A 16786-nucleotide genomic window follows, 5' to 3' on the forward strand; every position below is an offset into this window, starting at 1 on the left:
CGAAACCGATTAAAAAATGTGGATCTCCACAAGGCTGCAGATCGCGGCCAAATCGCGAGGCTTCAACGGATGAGAATCCTCGGCATTCTTTGCCTGCTATTCACATTGAACGGCTGCAGTTCGCTGCTGTTCTACCCTGAGCCCGGGCTGCCGTTCACGCCGGAAAAAGCCCACCTGCAATACCGCGATGTCACCCTGACCACCGCCGATGGCGTAAAGCTTCATGCCTGGTGGCTGCCGGCCAAACCCGGGGTGCCCGTCAAAGGCACGGTGCTGCACTTGCACGGCAACGGCGGCAACCTCGCCTGGCACCTGGGCGGCAGTTGGTGGTTGCCGGAGCAGGGCTATCAAGTGCTGCTGCTGGACTATCGCGGTTATGGGCTGTCGCAAGGCAAGCCGTCGTTGCCGGCGATCTATCAAGACATCGATGCAGCGTTTAAGTGGCTCGACAAGGCCCCCGAAACCCAGGGCCAACCGCTGATTGTGTTAGGCCAAAGCCTGGGTGGCGCGCTGGCGGTGCATTACCTGGCAGCGCACCCGGAGCGTCAGTCCAAACTCAAGGCGCTGGTGCTGGACGGCGTGCCTGCCAGTTATCGTGACGTAGGACAATTCGCCCTCAGCACGTCCTGGTTAACATGGCCGTTTCAGGTGCCCCTGTCCTGGCTGGTGCCGGACGCCGACAGTGCGATCAACACCATGCCCCAACTGACCGGCGTACCGAAACTGCTGTTCCATAGCCTGGATGATCCGATTGTGCCGGTGGCCAACGGCATTCGCCTGTATCAGGCCGCGCCGCCGCCCAGGGTGTTGCAGTTGACCCGCGGTGGCCATGTGCAGACCTTTGCCGACAAGACCTGGCAAACCGTGATGCTGCGTTATCTGGACGACCCGCAGCACTTCAACGGCCTGCGCCGCCTGGGTGAAATTCCGAATTATCCTGTTCCTAAAGTTGACTCATCAGAGAGCCCGCAATGAGCGAAGAACGCAATATGATCCCGCTGATCCTCACCGGTATCGGCACCATCATCGGTACCGTCGGTTGCCTGTGGTTCTACGGCTACCTGCACTTCGCCAAGCCGGAAGATGCATTGCTGCTCAGCGACTTCACCCTGCTCAAGACCGTGCCGGGCGTGGACTATAAAATTTCCCTGACCCCGGCCGCACAAGTGGCGCAGTGCGTTGATGGCGTGCTGGTGATGTTCGATACCGAGCAGAAAGGCTTGAGTGGCGTGCTGGTCAACAACAAGAAACAAGCGGTGCGTTGCATGGGGCAGGAAACTCCGCAACTGCAGGAATAGCCCCATCACGGAAATATCTGGAACCGTCTTGCGTCACACGCCACAGAAGGCGATGTAACTTACGCAAACGGGGCGGGCAAGGTGGTCATAAATATTGGTGCAATACGCAACATGCTGGACATGGCCCGTGGGCATGAGTCGCTGACGCGACAAGATGCACAGGCCCATACGCTCAGGCAACTGATGGAGCGGCTGTCGGAGAACACCTATGACGCGAAAAAGGTAACGCATGCGGACGATTCGGAGGGCCCCATCACCTTCGGATAGTCCAAAAAAAACCCACCGTAAGGTGGGTTTTTTTATCCAGCTTCAATCAATCAGTTCGCCATCGACGAACGTGGCTTCACTGGCTGGTTGTCGTTGGAAATGGTCACTTCAACGCGGCGGTTCATGGCACGGCCCGAGACGCTGCCGTTGTCGGCAACCGGATATTCCTTGCCGTAACCCTGGGTCACGATGCGCGAGATATCCACGCCCTGTTGAGCCAGTGCACGCTGTACAGAGGCCGCACGACGCTCGGACAGGCTCTGGTTGTACGAGTCGGAGCCGGTGCTGTCGGTGTAGCCTTCGACGATCACTTTACGGTCCGGGTTATCACGCAGGAACTGCGCCAGCTTGGTGATGTTCACCAGGCCGCTGGATTTCAGGTCGGACTTGTTGGTGGCGAACAGCACGTCACCGAACGTCACCAGGGTGCCGCGATCAGTCTGCTTGGCGTTCAAGCTGTCTTGCAGTTGCTTGATCTGCGCATCACGGGCTTGCAGCAGGGCGCGGGCACGTTCGTCACCGGCGTTTTTCAGCTGGGCTTCGGATTGGCGCAGTGCGATGGTGTCTTTCGCCACTTCAACGCGCTGGTTGGTCAGGTAGGCCAGTTGGTCGACTTTCTTCTGGTCTTCCTTGTCACGGTAGGCCTTGTCAGCCTTGTCCAGCCAATCCTGAGCGTCCTTGGTTTCCAGCGCCGCTACCTTGGTGGCATTCGGGTTGGCTTGCAGGGCCGAGAAGTTGGTCCGTGCGTTTTCCAGGTTCGCGTTTGGCGGGGTGGAGCAGGCCGCCAGAGCAACGCTCATCGCCAGCAGGGCAGGGATCATCAGTTGTTTACGCATAGTCGTGTCGTCCTTTCAATTCGATATCGGGTGCAATGCAATCAGTGGCGGCGGCTTATTGCTGTTTGATAACAGCCGGGCGCATGCCTTCCTGACGCAGCTCCTGAACAGCCTTCTGGGAGTCCTTCACAGCCTGGTCTGCCTTGGCAGCCTGGGCTTTACGCTCAGCGACGCGGGCGTCCCACTCGGCTTGTTCGGCCAGTTGACGAGCCTTGTCGTAGTTTTTGTCGTGCATGGCGATTTCAGCTTCTTTGAGCTTATCCTGAGCCGACTTCATTTCTACGGCGGCGTACTCGGTACCACCGGCGCTGACGGCGCTGTTCACCGCAGATTGGGTCACGGCGTATTGCTCGGTCGGTGGGTTACCGGCGCAGCCCGCCAGTACGAAGCTGGTGCCGATTGCCAGCGCGGCCAATTTAAGCCCGCGCAGGTGGTTAAACGAGGATTTGGCAGTGCTGGTCTTCATCGTCTTCAACTCCATTGGATAACTCCTCAAAAACATCAAAATCCACTTCGTTGGTCAGCGGTCGAGGCCCCGGCGGTAAAGCTCGTAGTGCCTTTTCAAACGGCCGTTCCAAGTGATGGCTTACTGGCTGTGACCTGATGCTTTTTTCAAAAGTTCAGAGAAGATGGCGATTTGCCTAAAAAAATATCTGACTGTTTGGTCAGCGTTTAAAAGTTTGAACTTTTGCTGCGCGCGAAGGTACGCCGAGCCTCTGTGAGGCCCGGAATACCTGGGGTTGGATGCGGTTTAACGGATGTTTATCAGTGCTTCTGTTCGTCCGCGCCGGCTGATAAATCATGCAGATAGCGCCGCGACAGCGTGAGAAAGCGTGGAGTAGGGCCGACGTCTTCGTACAGCGGGTCCCCCTCTTCATCGGTGGCGACCACGTGCTGGCCCTTGATGTAGGGAAAGCTGGCTTCCAGCTCTTCAAGGGCGGCGCCGATCAGCTCACCGAGCAGTTCTTCGGGGTGGCGCTTGGGGTACATCTCGGCAATGGCGGCCAGCCGGGCGGCGGACTCCATGTCCAGATGGATCGCGTACTCGGTTTTGGTCAGGCGACCCTTGGCGGTCTCTTCCCAATGCTGGGCCAGTTCTCGAATTTTCATGGCAACCTCAATAAGCCCGCGATGGCAGGCGGTGATGAGTGTCCAGCCGCCTGCGTGGATAAACGCGACGACTCACTGTTGAGACTAGCTGTAACCGGCAAGGTTTAAAGTGTCTTGTCAGAAACCGATGCGAGCGGCACTCTGGAAGGCCTGCGCGTCCCGGATTTCTGGCTGGAGATTGGCTGATGAGTGATATCGATGCACGCTTGCGTGAGGATGTTCACCTGCTGGGTGAGCTGTTGGGCAACACCATTCGAGAGCAATACGGCGATGATTTCCTCGACAAGATCGAGCAGATCCGCAAAGGCGCCAAGGCCGACCGCCGTGGCAGCGTATCCGAGCAAACCGCCGGCGAGGAACTCAGCGCCAGCTTGAACCAACTGCAGGAAAGCGAACTGTTGCCCGTGGCGCGAGCCTTTAACCAGTTCCTCAACCTGGCCAACATCGCCGAGCAGTACCAGTTGATCCATCGGCGCGATGAGTCGCAACCAGCGCCTTTTGAGTCCCGTGTATTGCCGGAGCTGCTGGCCCGCCTGCAAAGCGAAGGTCACAGCAACGAATCCCTGGCCCGCCAGTTGGCGCGGTTGGAGATTGAATTGGTCCTCACCGCCCACCCGACTGAAGTGGCGCGCCGCACCCTGATCCAGAAATACGATGCGATCGCCGCGCAACTGGCGCTGCAGGATCACCGCGACCTCACCACGGCCGAGCGCGAGCAGATCCGCGAACGGTTGCAGCGGTTGATCGCCGAAGCCTGGCACACCGAAGAAATCCGCCGCGTGCGGCCCACCCCGGTGGATGAAGCCAAGTGGGGCTTTGCGGTGATTGAGCATTCGTTGTGGCAGGCCATCCCGAATTATTTGCGCAAGGCTGACCACGCCTTGCACGCGGCCACCGGCCTGCACTTGCCACTGGAGGCCGCGCCGATTCGGTTTGCCTCGTGGATGGGCGGGGACCGTGATGGCAACCCGAATGTCACCGCGCCGGTCACACGCGAAGTGCTGTTGCTGGCGCGCTGGATGGCGGCGGATTTGTATTTGCGTGATATCGATCACCTGGCGTCCGAGCTGTCGATGCAACAGGCCAGCCCGGCGTTGCAAGCCAAGGTCGGCGATAGCGTCGAGCCGTATCGCGCCTTGCTCAAGCAATTGCGTGAACGTCTGCGTGCCACGCGGCAATGGGCGCACACCGCATTGACCGCCAACACCCCGGCACCCGCCGAGGTACTGCAGAACAACCGCGACCTGCTCGACCCGCTGGAGCTCTGCTACCAGTCGCTTCACGAGTGCGGCATGGGTGTAATCGCTGATGGCCCGTTGCTCGATTGCCTGCGCCGCGCCGTGACCTTCGGCTTGTTCCTGGTGCGGCTGGATGTGCGCCAGGATTCCAGTCGCCACTCGGCGGCCATGACCGAAATCACCGATTACCTGGGCCTCGGTCGCTATGAAGACTGGGATGAAGAGGCGCGTATCAGCTTCCTGACCAAGGAGCTGAGCAATCGTCGACCGCTGCTGCCGGGCTATTTCAAACCGTCGGCGGACACCGCCGAAGTGTTGAATACCTGCAAGGAAATCGCCGCCGCACCGGCCGCGTCTCTCGGCTCGTATGTGATCTCGATGGCGGGCGCCGCCTCGGACGTGCTGGCGGTGCAACTGCTGCTTAAAGAGTCGGGCGTACAACGACCGATGCGCGTGGTTCCGCTGTTCGAAACCCTGGCCGACCTGGATAACGCCGGGCCGGTGATGGAGTGTCTGCTGCAATTGCCGGGCTATCGCGCGCGCTTGCAAGGCCCGCAGGAAGTGATGATCGGCTACTCGGACTCAGCCAAGGACGCCGGCACCACGGCTGCGGCCTGGGCGCAGTACCGGGCGCAGGAACGTTTGGTGGATATCTGCCGCGAGCAGCAGGTGGAATTACTGTTGTTCCACGGTCGTGGCGGCACTGTTGGCCGGGGTGGTGGGCCAGCTCACGCGGCGATCCTGTCGCAACCGCCGGGCTCGGTGGCGGGGCGTTTTCGTACCACCGAACAAGGCGAAATGATCCGCTTCAAGTTCGGCCTGCCGGACATCGCCGAGCAGAACCTCAATCTGTACCTGGCCGCGGTGCTGGAAGCCACGCTGTTGCCACCGCCGCCGCCCGAGCCGGCCTGGCGCCATTTGATGGACGAATTGGCGGCAGACGGTGTCAGCGCTTACCGCGCTGTCGTGCGGGAAAATCCCCAGTTCGTCGAGTACTTCCGCCAGTCCACGCCGGAGCAGGAGTTGGGCCGTTTGCCGTTGGGCAGTCGCCCGGCCAAGCGGCGTGCGGGCGGTATCGAAAGCCTGCGGGCGATTCCGTGGATTTTCGGTTGGACCCAAACCCGCCTGATGCTACCCGCCTGGCTTGGCTGGGAAGCAGCACTAAGCAAGGCGCTGGAGCGCGGCGAGGGCGAGTTGCTGGGGCAGATGCGCGAGCAATGGCCGTTCTTTCGCACCCGCATCGATATGCTGGAAATGGTGCTGGCCAAGGCCGATGCCGATATAGCGCGTTTATATGACGAGCGTCTGGTGCAGCCTGACCTTCTGCCATTGGGCGCGCACTTACGCGACCTATTGTCGCAGGCATGCAGTGTGGTCCTTGGCCTGACTGGCCAGTCGCAACTGCTGGCCCACAGTCCGGACACCCTGGAGTTTATCCGTTTGCGTAACACCTACCTCGACCCGCTGCACCTGTTGCAGGCCGAGTTGCTGGCGCGCTCGCGTCAGCAGGAGGCGGCGCAGGATAGCCCTCTGGAACAGGCGCTGCTGGTGTCCGTGGCGGGTATTGCCGCCGGATTGCGCAACACCGGTTAGGGTTTCTTGCGTGTTCTCAACGACTTGCAGATAAACAATGACGGCCGCCCTGAAAGGGGCGGTTGGCGTTTATGGGGCAGGGTTGCACTCAGGCACACCCTGGCTATGACGCATGCGCTGCGCGGGTTACTCCGACTTTCGGCGGCTTGTATGGATAGGGCCCGCTGTGTATCTTGATCAGCCTTTGGGGTTTTGATCGGCTTGGGCCGATATTTCCACGAGCCACATTTTTACGAGATTGGCCCCACGCGGCGAATCCGAGCGTCATCTCTATAAAAAATTGAGGAGCACATCGATGCGCGTCATTCTGCTGGGAGCTCCCGGGGCCGGTAAAGGTACTCAGGCAAAGTTCATCACTGAAAAATTCGGCATTCCACAAATCTCCACCGGCGACATGCTGCGCGCGGCCGTCAAGGCCGGCACCGAGCTGGGCCTGATCGCAAAAAGCGTGATGGACAGCGGCGGCCTGGTTTCCGATGACCTGATCATCAACCTGGTCAAGGAACGCATCACCCAGGACGACTGCAAGAACGGTTTCCTGTTCGACGGCTTCCCACGCACCATTCCCCAGGCTGAAGCCCTGGTGAAGGCTGGCGTTGAGTTGGATGCCGTGGTTGAAATCGCGGTTGAAGACGAAGAAATCGTCCAGCGTATCGCCGGTCGTCGTGTTCACGAGGCCTCGGGCCGCGTGTACCACACCGTCTACAACCCGCCGAAGGTTGAAGGCAAGGACGATGTTACCGGCGAAGACCTGGTACAGCGTAAGGATGACACCGAAGAAACCGTGCGCCATCGTCTGTCGGTCTACCACTCCCAGACCAAGCCACTGGTGGACTTCTACCAGAAACTGTCCGCTGCACAGGGCAAGCCGAAGTACAGCCACATTCCTGGCGTGGGTTCGGTAGAAGCCATCACCGCCAAGGTGCTGCAAGCGCTGAGCTGATCAAACGATCAGCTGCATGCACAACGGCCCGCTTGCGGGCCGTTGTTGTTTATACTGGCGCACTTTTTTCCGATTTGGACACCTACACCGATGAGCACCCTGCTGGCCCTGGACACCGCGACTGAAGCTTGCTCTGTTGCCTTGCTGCACGATGGCAAGGTAACGAGCCACTACGAGGTGATCCCGCGCCTGCATGCGCAGAAGCTGTTGCCGATGATCAAGCAATTGCTGGAAGACGCCGGCACCACCCTTGCTGCGGTGGATGCCATTGCCTTTGGCCGTGGGCCCGGCGCGTTTACCGGCGTGCGCATTGCCATTGGCGTGGTGCAGGGCCTGGCATTTGCGTTGGAGCGCCCGGTATTGCCAGTCTCCAACCTCGCGGTGCTGGCCCAGCGTGCGCTGCGTGAGCACGGCGCCTCGCAAGTGGCGGCGGCCATTGATGCACGGATGGATGAAGTCTATTGGGGTTGCTACCGCGAGACGGCCGGCGAAATGCGCCTGGTGGGCGTGGAAGCCGTGCAGCCGCCGCAAGTCAGCGCGTTGCCCGTGGATGCCAGCGGTGACTGGTTCGGTGCCGGTACCGGCTGGGGTTATGGCGAACGCATCAATGTGCAACTGGTCGGCCAGGACGCCACTATGTTGCCGCATGCCGAAGACCTGCTGACCCTGGCGCGCTTCGCTTTCGAGCGTGGCGAAGCGATTCCCGCCGATCAGGCTGCACCGGTTTATCTGCGCGATAAAGTGGCGCAAACCAAGGCTGAGCGCGGGATTATTTGACGCCAAAAAAGCGAGATTTTTGTGGCGATTTTCGCCAATCGTCAGAATTTGACCGGGTTTGTAAACCTTTTACAAATTATGTGTTCTAGTTATCACCAGAGCATTTGCGCACAACGGAAAGTGCCGCTAAATTGCCATCATTGATACCGAGTCTGCATGTATGCGTATAGACGGCTTTTCCTCACAGTCCTACCCCCTCAAGCGTAAGCCACGTAAGGCGAACGTGACGGTAGACGATTCCGTCGAGGATTCGCCGGACTTCATTGAGGTCCAGTCCGACGCGCAGTCCAGCGCCCAGGGTTCTGCCGGCGCGCGTATCAGTGGTCTTCCCGCCCGTCAGCAAGACATGGTGTTCCACCGTTCCATGAGCAAAAGCGTCGCCACCGCCCTGGCCAGCTACCTGACCACCGCCGGCTTTGTCGAATGGGATATGGAAGTGCTGGGTCTCGACATCCACATCTGATGCGCCTGCCTTACTTTATTGGTTGCCCGTCCTGGAGTGAAAACGCCTGGCGCGAGTACCTGTACCCGGCCGACGCGCGCTCCACCGATTACCTCGCGCTGTACTCCCAGGTCTTCAACGCCGTTGAAGGCAACACCACTTTTTATGCTCGCCCCTCGACCGCCACGGTGCAGCGCTGGGCTGAAATCATGCCTGAAGATTTTCGCTTCACTGCCAAATTTCCGGGCGACATCAGCCACGGAGGCGACTTGCGCGAGCAGTTGCCGGCGGCGGAAAGTTTTGTCGGCCTGATGAGCCCATTGGGGGCGCGTGTTTCGCCATTGTGGCTGCAACTGTCGGCGAGCTTTTCGCCGCATCGCCTCGGCGAGCTCGCCGGTTTTATTGATGGCCTGGAACGCCCGTTGGCGGTGGAAGTACGCCACCCGGAATTCTTCGCCAAGGGCGATGCCGAACGCACGCTCAACCGCTTGTTACGTGACCGTGGTGTCGAGCGGATCTGCCTCGACCCCAGGGCCTTGTTCAGTTGCACGTCCACGTCGGCCGCCGTGCTGCACGCCCAATCGAAAAAGCCCAAGGTGCCACCGCGCCCGGCGGCGCTGACCCAGTTTCCCCAGGTGCGTTTCATCGGCCATCCGGAGCTTGAGGCCAACGACCCGTTTTTGCTGCCGTGGGTGGAAAAAATCGCCGGCTGGATCGAAGAGGGGCGCACGCCCTACGTATTCCTGCACACCTCGGATAACCGGCTGGCTGCGCAACTGGCGCTGCGGTTTCATGAAAAACTGATGGCCCGTTTGCCGGGCCTGCCGCCGCTGGTGACCTTGCATCGAGAACCCGAAGCGGAGCAACTGGGGTTACTCTAGGGCTCCTTTTTACGCCAGGAGTGAGTCATGGATGCCCAAACCCTTCGCGCCGAAACCTTCAAGGCCTTGCACGAGCGTGATCGTGCGTTCGTGATGCCCAACCCGTGGGATGCCGGCTCCGCCATCATGCTTGCCAGCCTCGGCTTTGAAGCGTTGGCCACCACCAGTGCGGGCTATGCGTTCAGCCTGGGGCGGCCGGATGCGGAAGGCGCGTTGTCGCTGGAGGATACGTTGGGTAATGCTTCTGCGATTGTCCGGGCGACCGCGCTGCCGGTGGCGGCTGACCTGGAAAACGGCTTCAGCGATACGCCCGAAGGGTGTGCCCAAACCATCCTGCGCGCAGCCGCCACCGGGATCGTCGGTGGCTCCATCGAAGACGCCACGGGCATTGCCATCGATCCAATCTATCCCTTTGATCTGTCCGTCGAGCGCGTGGAAGCCGCGGTTGCTGCTGCCCGCAGTCTGCCATTCCCGTTCACGCTGACAGCCCGCGCGGAAAACCTCCTGCATGGCCGCCTGGATTTGCCTGACACCATCCGCCGCTTGCAGGCCTACGCCGAAGCCGGTGCCGACGTGCTGTATGCCCCAGGGCTACGCAGCGCCGAGGAAATACTGGCAGTGGTCAAGGCCGTCGCGCCCAAGCCGGTGAACGTGTTGATGTCCGGCGGCTTGAACCTCAGCGTGGCGCAGTTGAGCGAGATGGGCGTGAGGCGCATCAGTGTCGGTTCGGCCATGGCGTTGGCGGCGTATGGCGAGTTTTACCGGGCTGCGCAGGAGGTGTATGCGTTGGGCACCTTTACCTTCACCGAGCGCAAGATGCCGTTCAGCCAGGCCAACCAATTCTTCAAGGGTTAAGCCGTGCGCTTTTTTAAAGTGGTCGGTGCGCTGCTGTTGCTGGCGGGTGTGTGTGCACTGGGTGTGTGGCGAGGCTGGGTGCCGTTGCCCAATGAATGGAATCCCTGGGCGCCGCTGGATGTGCGCGCCAGCCCGAACGTGTTGACGCGGTTCAAGCTCGGGCGGCTGCAGGATGATCCGGCGCTGTGCGACGAGGTGTTGAAAACGTCTGGTTTGCGCGTCACCCGTCAGGCAAACAGCCCCGCTGACGCCGCGTGCCCATTGCGCAACGTCTTGCGCGTGCAAGGCGCCGACGTGGCCTTGAGCAGCAGCTTTCTCGCCAGCTGCCCGCTGGCCGTGGCGTTTGCCTTGTTCGAGCGCCATAGCCTGCAACCGGCGGCCCAGGCGGTATTTGGCCAGGCGGTGACGCGGGTCGATCACTTGGGCAGCTTTGCCTGTCGCAACCTGTATAACCGCGCAGACGGGCGGCTCAGTCAACATGCCTCGGCCAATGCCCTGGATATCGCCGGCTTCCGCCTGGCGGATGGACGCAGCATCAGTGTGCTCAAAGACTGGCCGGGGGAAGGCGATGGCGCGCGTTTTTTGCGGCAGGTGCGAGAGGGGGCCTGCGCTGATTTCAATGTGGTGTTGAGCCCGGACTACAACGCTGCTCATCGCAACCACTTCCATCTGGACATGGGGCCCTGGTGGGTGTGCCGCTGAGGCTTATGCGGCGAGGCGCAGGTTGTTGAGGATCAGTGGGCGCGCCCAGTTGTAATCGAAGTCCAGCGCTTTCTGTTGCGCTTCCAGTGCTTCGGTCGGGTACGGCGTGGCGGGTGGTGGCAGCAAGTCCAGTTCGAACTCGGCAATCGGCAGGTGCAAGGGCTGTGGTTCCGGTGCCGGGCCTGGCGCAGGTTTTGGTTGACCAGCGTTCAGAACAATCGGGCGTACCCAACCGCTTTCAAAATTCTGCTGGCGCTGTAGGGCGACGATTTCTTCTGCCGGGAACGGCGCGGGGGGCGGTGGCAGCAACTCGGTTTCAAATTCGGCGATGGGCAGGAACAGCGGCTCCGGTGGGGCGATCTCGGTGTCCTTCACATCGCACTCACGCTGGGTGAGGATCTGCGACAACAGGTCGGCGCCTTCGCTGGGTTCTACCGCCGGGTCTCTCGGTGCCGGTGCCTTGGCGGCGAGTGCGTCCGGCGTATCGCCGAGCTGTTCGGCCAACGCACGGGCGAAGAAGTCCTGCCACACATGACTCACGCCGGCCAGCGCTTGAGTATTACGCAGGCCGTAGTGGTTGTGGGTCGGCAATACACCGATAGTTGGGGGAAGAATGTCTGACATTTTTCTCGGTCGACGCTCAGCTCTGGCAAAATACCTGACTGTTGTTTTTATCGGCCGCTATTTGCCGATCCTTAATATTTTTGAGCGTAGCGATTGATGAACGAACAACCAGCGGCCAGCCGCATTCGGGTCGAGGCCTTGGCCGAAGGTTTTACGGCGCGTGCCGAGCAGTGGGCTTCGTTGCTGGGCCTGCCGTTGCACCTGGATGAGGCGGATTTTTCCCTGCAAGTGGGGGAGCATGGCCTGCAGCTCCAACAGCTTGGGCCTGACGCACCGGGGCCGGTGCGCGTGGACTTTGTCGAAGGCGGCGCAGCTCACCGGCGTTTATATGGCGGTGGCAGTGGGCAGATGATCGCCAAGGCGGTCGGCGTTGCTCAGGGTGTGCGCCCACGCGTGCTGGATGCCACGGCAGGTTTAGGCAAGGACGCGTTCGTGCTGGCCAGCCTGGGCTGCGAGATGAGCCTGATCGAGCGTCAGCCACTGATTGGCGCTTTGCTCGAAGACGGTCTGGCACGCGGCGCGGGTGATTTTGAAGTGGCGCCCATTGTGGCGCGCATGAAGCTGCTCAAGGGCAATTCCATCGATGTGATGCTCAATTGGGAAGGCGAACCGCCGCAGGTGATCTACCTGGACCCGATGTTCCCTCATCGTGAGAAAACCGCCCTGGTGAAGAAGGAAATGCGCCTGTTCCGGCCACTGGTAGGCGATGACCCGGATGCACCCGCCTTGCTGGCCGCCGCCTTGGCGTTGGCCAGCCACCGCGTGGTGGTCAAGCGTCCGCGCAAAGCGCCGTGCATTGAAGGGCCGAAGCCGAGCCATGCGCTGGATGGTAAATCGAGCCGGTATGACATCTATCCTAAGAAAGCACTCAAGCCTTGATGGCCTCATCGCGGTATAGGTATCTACGCGACTCTCTGTGTCGCTTTAAGCCTGTGAGGGGTTAGGGAGATTGAGTACATATCCGTTGCTGCGGTAACGGCGGCTTAGGGTTCCGCCCTTACGGCGGGTCACTTTTTTACAAAGCGCCTAAAAAAGTAACCAAAAAACGCTTTGCCCCACCACTCGGTGCCTCGCCTGGGCTCGGCATGCCCGCACTCCGGCTTGAATCCGTGGGCCGCCGCAATGGGCCATCCCTGGCCCAGTGCGGCTAACCCGGCGTCCTGCCGGGTTACCCACGGATTCAAGCCTGCGTTCGGCCATCGTGGTTAACGGGGCCTGTCAGATTAAGATCAACAGCAGATCAAAAGCAGAGCACGGCGGCCTGAAAGCCGACCTGAGTGGTTGAAGCAAAAGCAGGGCAAAAGCAGATCAGGAGCAGAACTGCTTTTCTGTGGGAGCTGGCTTGCCTGCGATGCAAACACCTCGGTACATCAGGCATACCCAGCTGATGCCATCGCAGCGGTTCGTCGGTCCGCCAAGCCAGCTCCCACATTGACCGAGTACAGCCTGAAGAGCAGCACACTCTCTGCCTGATGTACTGAGTTCCAAATGTGTGTGAACTAATTTGTAAACCATGTGGGTGAGTCATACCGGCAAGAGCCCATTGCTTACGTTGGGGCTTTTCCAAAGTGAGTCGCCGTAAGGGCGAAACCATAGGCCGCCGTTACCGAAGAAACGGATAGGTACATCCCCCCAAGGCACCCACACAAAAAACTATCCCGACAAAAACACTAGGACTTTGTACCTCGGTAATAATTTGGCGTAAACTGCCCGCAAGCCTGTGAGGAGTTTCCATGACTGCCATAACCATTACCGACGCCGCGCACGATTACCTGGCTGATCTGCTGTCCAAGCAGAACACCCCAGGCATCGGTATCCGCGTCTTTATCACCCAGCCCGGCACCCAATACGCCGAGACTTGCATCGCCTACTGCAAGCCCGGGGAAGAGAAGCCTGAAGACACCGCCCTGGGGCTCAAAAGCTTCACCGCGTACATCGATAACTTCAGCGAAGCGTTCCTGGACGATGCTGTGGTCGACTACGCCACCGACCGCATGGGCGGCCAGTTGACCATCAAGGCGCCTAACGCCAAGGTGCCGAACGTCAACGCCGACAGCCCGGTCAACGAGCGCATCAACTACTACCTGCAAACCGAGATCAACCCGGGGCTCGCCAGCCACGGTGGTCAGGTCAGCTTGATCGATGTCGTGGAAGACGGCATTGCCGTGTTGAAATTCGGCGGTGGCTGCCAAGGCTGCGGCCAGGCGGACGTGACCCTGCGTGAAGGCATCGAGCGCACGCTGCTCGAGCGCATTCCAGAGCTCAAGGGCGTACGCGATGTGACTGACCACACGCAGAAAGAAAACGCCTACTACTGAGTAAGGCGTTCACTGCGAAAAAAAACGGCGCCCCGTGAGCGCCGTTTTTTATGCTTAAAATTCAGTGTCTTACACACTCTTTCTAACAAATAAGATTAACTGTGGGAGCGGGCTTGCTCGCGAATGCGGTAGTTCAGTTAAAGATGCACTGGCTGACACCCCGCGTTCGCGAGCAAGCCCACATGTCCAACTGCACTCTTCAGGGGCGATAGAGGTGCGCGTGGCCTGCCCGGTACAGTGAGGACTCGCTGAAGCTGTCGCTTGCCAGCACTCGCCCGACCACAATCAGTGCCGTACGCCGGAAACCCTTGGCGGCCACCTTCTCGGCAATATCACTCAGCGTGCCGACAACCCAGTCCTGATCCGGCCACGTCGCCCGGTGCACCACGGCAATCGGGCAGTCCGCGCCATAGTGTGGCAGCAGTTCGGCGACGATTTTGTCCAGGTGGTTGACCCCCAGGTGAATCGCCATGGTCGTGCCGTGGCGGGCCAGGCTGTCGAACGCCTCACCGGCAGGCATGTTGGTTTTGTCGGCGTAGCGGGTCAGGATCACGCTTTGGGCGATATCCGGCAGGGTCAGTTCCGCCTCCAGCAACGCCGCACAAGCCGCCACTGCCGTTACCCCGGGAATGATCTGGAAGGGAATGCCCCGTTCGCGCAAATGGCGGATTTGTTCGCCAATCGCCCCATACAGGCTCGGGTCGCCGGAATGCACGCGGGCCACATCCTGGCCCTTTGCATGGGCTGCCTGGATCAACTCAATGATCTGTTCCAGGTGCAATTCGGCGCTATTGACCACCTGTTCCGCCTGATGACCCTCCAATACGGCGGTCGGCACCAGCGAGCCGGCATAAATGATCACCGGGCAACTGCGGATCAGCCGCTGGCCTTTGACGGTGATCAATTCCGGGTCGCCGGGGCCTGCGCCGATAAAGTAGACGGTCATGGGGAGTTCCTGTTGAAAAACGGGCGAGCATGAAGATTGCTCATGATCGAGAACGGCAATTATCGGGATTTTAGTCGGTACAGGCTAATGCAAAGGTGGCCTGGGCGGTTTTTTTGCGGGTGATCAACAGGCGGGCAGGGGCGTGGGAGAGCTGTTCAGCCAAGGCAAGGGCCGCGCTTTCGGCGACGCCGTAACAGCCGGTGTGTGCGAAGGCGACGGCTGATTTGTGGCTCAGACGGTCCTCGTATACCGCCAGGTGTTCTGCACTGAAACACTGTAACGGCAGGTTCAGCATGTGAGCCAGGGCAAGCAAACCCGGTTCATCCTGCTTGCGATCAATACTGGCCAGGGCCGCAATACGTTGGCGCTCAATACCGCCCTCGGCGAGGACGGCGTCAAACAGACCCAGCAGGGTTTGAACGTCACAACCCCGCCGGCATCCCAGCCCGACCACCAGCGTCATGCCGAGTAGTGTTCGTCGCGGTTACGGCGGAACAGCCACGCGCTGATCAGGCCCAAGGCCAGCCAGAATGCAACGTTGGTCAGCTGCGATGCGATCTTGAACTGTGACTCCAGCGCTTCGGGGGCCAGCATCGAATGCACGAGGGGTTGCGGTGCGCCGATGACATGCGGGACGGCGATGATCGCCACGCCCAGCACTTTCAGCAGCCCGTTGCGACCAAACACCAGCAGCGCGATACCGGCTGCGGTGGACGCCGCGGTGCCGATCCACCAGACCTGCCGTTGTGCCAAATCAGCCGCGGCGGTCCCCGGCAATTCCGGTGGCAGGCCCAAAGTGGGCGCCAGCACGAACGTCGCGTAACCCGCCAAGCCCCACAGCAGCCCTTGGGCCGTGCGAGTCGGCGCGCGCAGGGTGTAGAGACCCGCCAACATCAGCGCAAAACCGACGGCGACCACCAGATTCCCACCGGTAGTAGACAGCACGCGCTGCCAGCCATTTTCCGGCTCCCAGGCTTCGGCGTCGTGGGTATGGGCTGCGGCACCTTCGGCATGTTCATGGGCCACTTCGACAGCAGACGGGGCTTTTTCAAAGGTTTCCGCCTGCAAAATCAGCGGTGCGACCCAGAAGCTTTGCAGCAGGGTCAGTAGCAGGGCGGCCAGTAAGCCGGTGAAACCTGCGGTTTGAGCAATACGCTTGATCATGTCGGCAGGCCTCAGTGGCACGGAAACGCGGCGCTGTGGCGGGTATCGTGGGCCGCGTTGTGCACCGCCTCGATATGCGAGAAACCGGCGAAATACACCAGGCAGGCGCCGAGGATCGAGGCACCGATGGCGGCGCTCAGGCGTTGGCTCAGGGTGGCGGAGCTACGGGTGGTGTGCGAGGTGCTGCTGATGATCGACATGGCGCGTCCCTTCTGGGTGTCAGGGTGGAGCGAGCGCATGAAAACCCCGCGAGCCAGGCACGCAGAGTTTTAAACAGCGCCCGCCCACCGCGGGTTTGTTATCTGATTTTTTCGGGCCGGTCTCCGGGCTTGCGAGGGGGCTCTTGACTAGAGTCCTGAAAGCATCGCCTTCCCATACCCGAGGGCACAGTGGCTGTGACGCTTCGCTCGCTTACCGTTGCGGGGGCAGCACCGGACTGGTCATGCACGCATGATTTACCGGTTTCCCGTTTCACCCTGTGAAGGGCACCCGAAACAAGGTGTGTAGGAGAGCATGGGGGTGGGAGGGGAGTCAATTGGGGTTTTTTGGTGGGTGTGCATATCCGTGGCTGCGGTGACGGCTGCTTAGGGTTCCGCCCTTACGGCGGGTCACTTTTTTACAACGCCCCTAAAAAAGTAACCAAAAAACGCTTTGCCCCACCACTCGGTGCCTCGCCTGGGCTCGGCATGCCCGCACTCCGGCTTGAATCCGTGGGCCGCCGCACTGGGCCATCCTTGGCCCAGTGCGGCTAACCCGGCGTCCTGCCGGGTTACCCACGGATTCAAGCCTGCG

19 protein-coding genes and 1 riboswitch are annotated in these 16786 nt (G+C 60.6%); of the genes, 11 read left to right on the forward strand and 8 right to left on the reverse strand.

The genetic code is table 11. The annotated features are described in order from the left end of the window. Positions 1–69: 69 nt before the first annotated feature. Positions 70–975 (forward strand): alpha/beta hydrolase, encoded by a 906-nt coding sequence (locus tag ACLBW8_RS26535; RefSeq protein ID WP_447806717.1) that lies wholly within the window; start codon positions 70–72, stop codon positions 973–975. Continuing rightward, complete coding sequence (locus ACLBW8_RS26540; protein ID WP_407017682.1) at positions 972–1298, forward strand: hypothetical protein; 327 nt, start codon at positions 972–974, stop codon at positions 1296–1298. Before ACLBW8_RS26535 ends, ACLBW8_RS26540 begins: the two co-directional genes overlap by 4 nt. 317 nt (positions 1299–1615) lie before the next feature. Here the strand turns inward: ACLBW8_RS26540 and ACLBW8_RS26545 are convergent, their stop codons facing one another. The 3 genes from ACLBW8_RS26545 to ACLBW8_RS26555 form a co-directional block, all read right to left on the reverse strand. Next, on the reverse strand, positions 1616–2401 hold the full coding sequence (locus ACLBW8_RS26545) for an OmpA family protein (protein WP_053254704.1): 786 nt from the start codon (positions 2399–2401) through the stop codon (positions 1616–1618). A 55-nt stretch (positions 2402–2456) separates the two neighbouring features. Continuing rightward, the gene (locus ACLBW8_RS26550; RefSeq protein ID WP_064451039.1) at positions 2457–2882 is read right to left on the reverse strand and encodes a DUF4398 domain-containing protein; all 426 of its coding nucleotides are present in this window, start codon (positions 2880–2882) and stop codon (positions 2457–2459) included. Between the two features lie 284 nt (positions 2883–3166). Continuing rightward, a complete protein-coding gene (locus ACLBW8_RS26555; RefSeq protein WP_064451040.1) occupies positions 3167–3511 on the reverse strand; it encodes a hypothetical protein in 345 nt (114 codons plus the stop codon). 185 nt (positions 3512–3696) lie between these two features. Here ACLBW8_RS26555 and ppc point away from each other — a divergent pair, with 185 nt between their 5' ends. From ppc to ACLBW8_RS26590, 7 genes are all read left to right on the forward strand, one after another. Next, on the forward strand, positions 3697–6342 hold the full coding sequence (gene ppc / locus ACLBW8_RS26560) for a phosphoenolpyruvate carboxylase (protein ID WP_447806718.1): 2646 nt from the start codon (positions 3697–3699) through the stop codon (positions 6340–6342). A 295-nt stretch (positions 6343–6637) separates the two neighbouring features. Next, a complete protein-coding gene (gene adk, locus ACLBW8_RS26565) occupies positions 6638–7285 on the forward strand; it encodes an adenylate kinase (protein ID WP_078827826.1) in 648 nt (215 codons plus the stop codon). A gap of 90 nt (positions 7286–7375) precedes the next feature. Continuing rightward, positions 7376–8062, forward strand: coding sequence for a tRNA (adenosine(37)-N6)-threonylcarbamoyltransferase complex dimerization subunit type 1 TsaB (gene tsaB, locus ACLBW8_RS26570; protein WP_064451042.1), 687 nt, complete (start codon positions 7376–7378; stop codon positions 8060–8062). Between the two features lie 160 nt (positions 8063–8222). Further along, positions 8223–8525: a hypothetical protein gene (locus tag ACLBW8_RS26575; RefSeq protein WP_447806719.1), complete on the forward strand. Its 303-nt coding sequence runs from the start codon at positions 8223–8225 to the stop codon at positions 8523–8525. Then, positions 8525–9385, forward strand: a complete 861-nt coding sequence (locus tag ACLBW8_RS26580) for a DUF72 domain-containing protein (RefSeq protein WP_447806720.1) — start codon at positions 8525–8527, stop codon at positions 9383–9385. Before ACLBW8_RS26575 ends, ACLBW8_RS26580 begins: the two co-directional genes overlap by 1 nt. Positions 9386–9412: 27 nt before the next feature. After that, the gene (locus tag ACLBW8_RS26585) at positions 9413–10240 is read left to right on the forward strand and encodes an isocitrate lyase/PEP mutase family protein (protein WP_064451045.1); all 828 of its coding nucleotides are present in this window, start codon (positions 9413–9415) and stop codon (positions 10238–10240) included. Positions 10241–10243: 3 nt separating this feature from the next. Further along, complete coding sequence (locus ACLBW8_RS26590) at positions 10244–10942, forward strand: extensin-like domain-containing protein (protein WP_447806721.1); 699 nt, start codon at positions 10244–10246, stop codon at positions 10940–10942. A gap of 3 nt (positions 10943–10945) precedes the next feature. Here the strand turns inward: ACLBW8_RS26590 and ACLBW8_RS26595 are convergent, their stop codons facing one another. Then, positions 10946–11566, reverse strand: a complete 621-nt coding sequence (locus ACLBW8_RS26595; protein ID WP_064451047.1) for a hypothetical protein — start codon at positions 11564–11566, stop codon at positions 10946–10948. Between the two features lie 96 nt (positions 11567–11662). On the opposite strand from ACLBW8_RS26595, the gene ACLBW8_RS26600 reads away from it, so the two are divergent. Together ACLBW8_RS26600 and nfuA are read left to right on the forward strand one after the other, a co-directional pair. Further along, positions 11663–12445, forward strand: coding sequence for a class I SAM-dependent methyltransferase (locus tag ACLBW8_RS26600; protein WP_064451048.1), 783 nt, complete (start codon positions 11663–11665; stop codon positions 12443–12445). 854 nt (positions 12446–13299) lie between these two features. Then, positions 13300–13884 (forward strand): Fe-S biogenesis protein NfuA, encoded by a 585-nt coding sequence (nfuA, locus tag ACLBW8_RS26605; RefSeq protein ID WP_017136914.1) that lies wholly within the window; start codon positions 13300–13302, stop codon positions 13882–13884. 199 nt (positions 13885–14083) lie between these two features. On the opposite strand, the gene cobM is transcribed toward nfuA, so the two are convergent. The 4 genes from cobM to ACLBW8_RS26625 all read right to left on the reverse strand — a co-directional run bounded on the left by cobM (position 14084) and on the right by ACLBW8_RS26625 (position 16194). Then, positions 14084–14830: a precorrin-4 C(11)-methyltransferase gene (cobM, locus tag ACLBW8_RS26610; RefSeq protein ID WP_221294506.1), complete on the reverse strand. Its 747-nt coding sequence runs from the start codon at positions 14828–14830 to the stop codon at positions 14084–14086. A 70-nt stretch (positions 14831–14900) separates the two neighbouring features. Then, complete coding sequence (locus tag ACLBW8_RS26615) at positions 14901–15293, reverse strand: cobalamin biosynthesis protein (protein ID WP_447806722.1); 393 nt, start codon at positions 15291–15293, stop codon at positions 14901–14903. After that, the gene (locus tag ACLBW8_RS26620) at positions 15290–15994 is read right to left on the reverse strand and encodes a CbtA family protein (protein WP_447806723.1); all 705 of its coding nucleotides are present in this window, start codon (positions 15992–15994) and stop codon (positions 15290–15292) included. The genes ACLBW8_RS26615 and ACLBW8_RS26620 overlap by 4 nt, the downstream gene beginning before the upstream one ends. A gap of 11 nt (positions 15995–16005) precedes the next feature. Then, positions 16006–16194: a CbtB domain-containing protein gene (locus ACLBW8_RS26625; RefSeq protein WP_064452011.1), complete on the reverse strand. Its 189-nt coding sequence runs from the start codon at positions 16192–16194 to the stop codon at positions 16006–16008. Positions 16195–16291: 97 nt separating this feature from the next. Further along, positions 16292–16502, reverse strand: a riboswitch (cobalamin riboswitch). Positions 16503–16786: the final 284 nt, after the last annotated feature.

The organism is Pseudomonas sp. M5A4_2d (genome assembly GCF_053345295.1).

Coding starts and splice junctions, on each gene's coding strand:
- ACLBW8_RS26535 (WP_447806717.1), top strand. CDS start 70: ATGAGAATCCTCGGCATTCTTTGCCTGCTATTCACATTGAACGGCTGC.
- ACLBW8_RS26540 (WP_407017682.1), top strand. CDS start 972: ATGAGCGAAGAACGCAATATGATCCCGCTGATCCTCACCGGTATCGGC.
- ACLBW8_RS26545 (WP_053254704.1), bottom strand. CDS start 2,401: ATGCGTAAACAACTGATGATCCCTGCCCTGCTGGCGATGAGCGTTGCT.
- ACLBW8_RS26550 (WP_064451039.1), bottom strand. CDS start 2,882: ATGGAGTTGAAGACGATGAAGACCAGCACTGCCAAATCCTCGTTTAAC.
- ACLBW8_RS26555 (WP_064451040.1), bottom strand. CDS start 3,511: ATGAAAATTCGAGAACTGGCCCAGCATTGGGAAGAGACCGCCAAGGGT.
- ppc (WP_447806718.1), top strand. CDS start 3,697: ATGAGTGATATCGATGCACGCTTGCGTGAGGATGTTCACCTGCTGGGT.
- adk (WP_078827826.1), top strand. CDS start 6,638: ATGCGCGTCATTCTGCTGGGAGCTCCCGGGGCCGGTAAAGGTACTCAG.
- tsaB (WP_064451042.1), top strand. CDS start 7,376: ATGAGCACCCTGCTGGCCCTGGACACCGCGACTGAAGCTTGCTCTGTT.
- ACLBW8_RS26575 (WP_447806719.1), top strand. CDS start 8,223: ATGCGTATAGACGGCTTTTCCTCACAGTCCTACCCCCTCAAGCGTAAG.
- ACLBW8_RS26580 (WP_447806720.1), top strand. CDS start 8,525: ATGCGCCTGCCTTACTTTATTGGTTGCCCGTCCTGGAGTGAAAACGCC.
- ACLBW8_RS26585 (WP_064451045.1), top strand. CDS start 9,413: ATGGATGCCCAAACCCTTCGCGCCGAAACCTTCAAGGCCTTGCACGAG.
- ACLBW8_RS26595 (WP_064451047.1), bottom strand. CDS start 11,566: ATGTCAGACATTCTTCCCCCAACTATCGGTGTATTGCCGACCCACAAC.
- ACLBW8_RS26600 (WP_064451048.1), top strand. CDS start 11,663: ATGAACGAACAACCAGCGGCCAGCCGCATTCGGGTCGAGGCCTTGGCC.
- nfuA (WP_017136914.1), top strand. CDS start 13,300: ATGACTGCCATAACCATTACCGACGCCGCGCACGATTACCTGGCTGAT.
- cobM (WP_221294506.1), bottom strand. CDS start 14,830: ATGACCGTCTACTTTATCGGCGCAGGCCCCGGCGACCCGGAATTGATC.
- ACLBW8_RS26615 (WP_447806722.1), bottom strand. CDS start 15,293: ATGACGCTGGTGGTCGGGCTGGGATGCCGGCGGGGTTGTGACGTTCAA.
- ACLBW8_RS26620 (WP_447806723.1), bottom strand. CDS start 15,994: ATGATCAAGCGTATTGCTCAAACCGCAGGTTTCACCGGCTTACTGGCC.
- ACLBW8_RS26625 (WP_064452011.1), bottom strand. CDS start 16,194: ATGTCGATCATCAGCAGCACCTCGCACACCACCCGTAGCTCCGCCACC.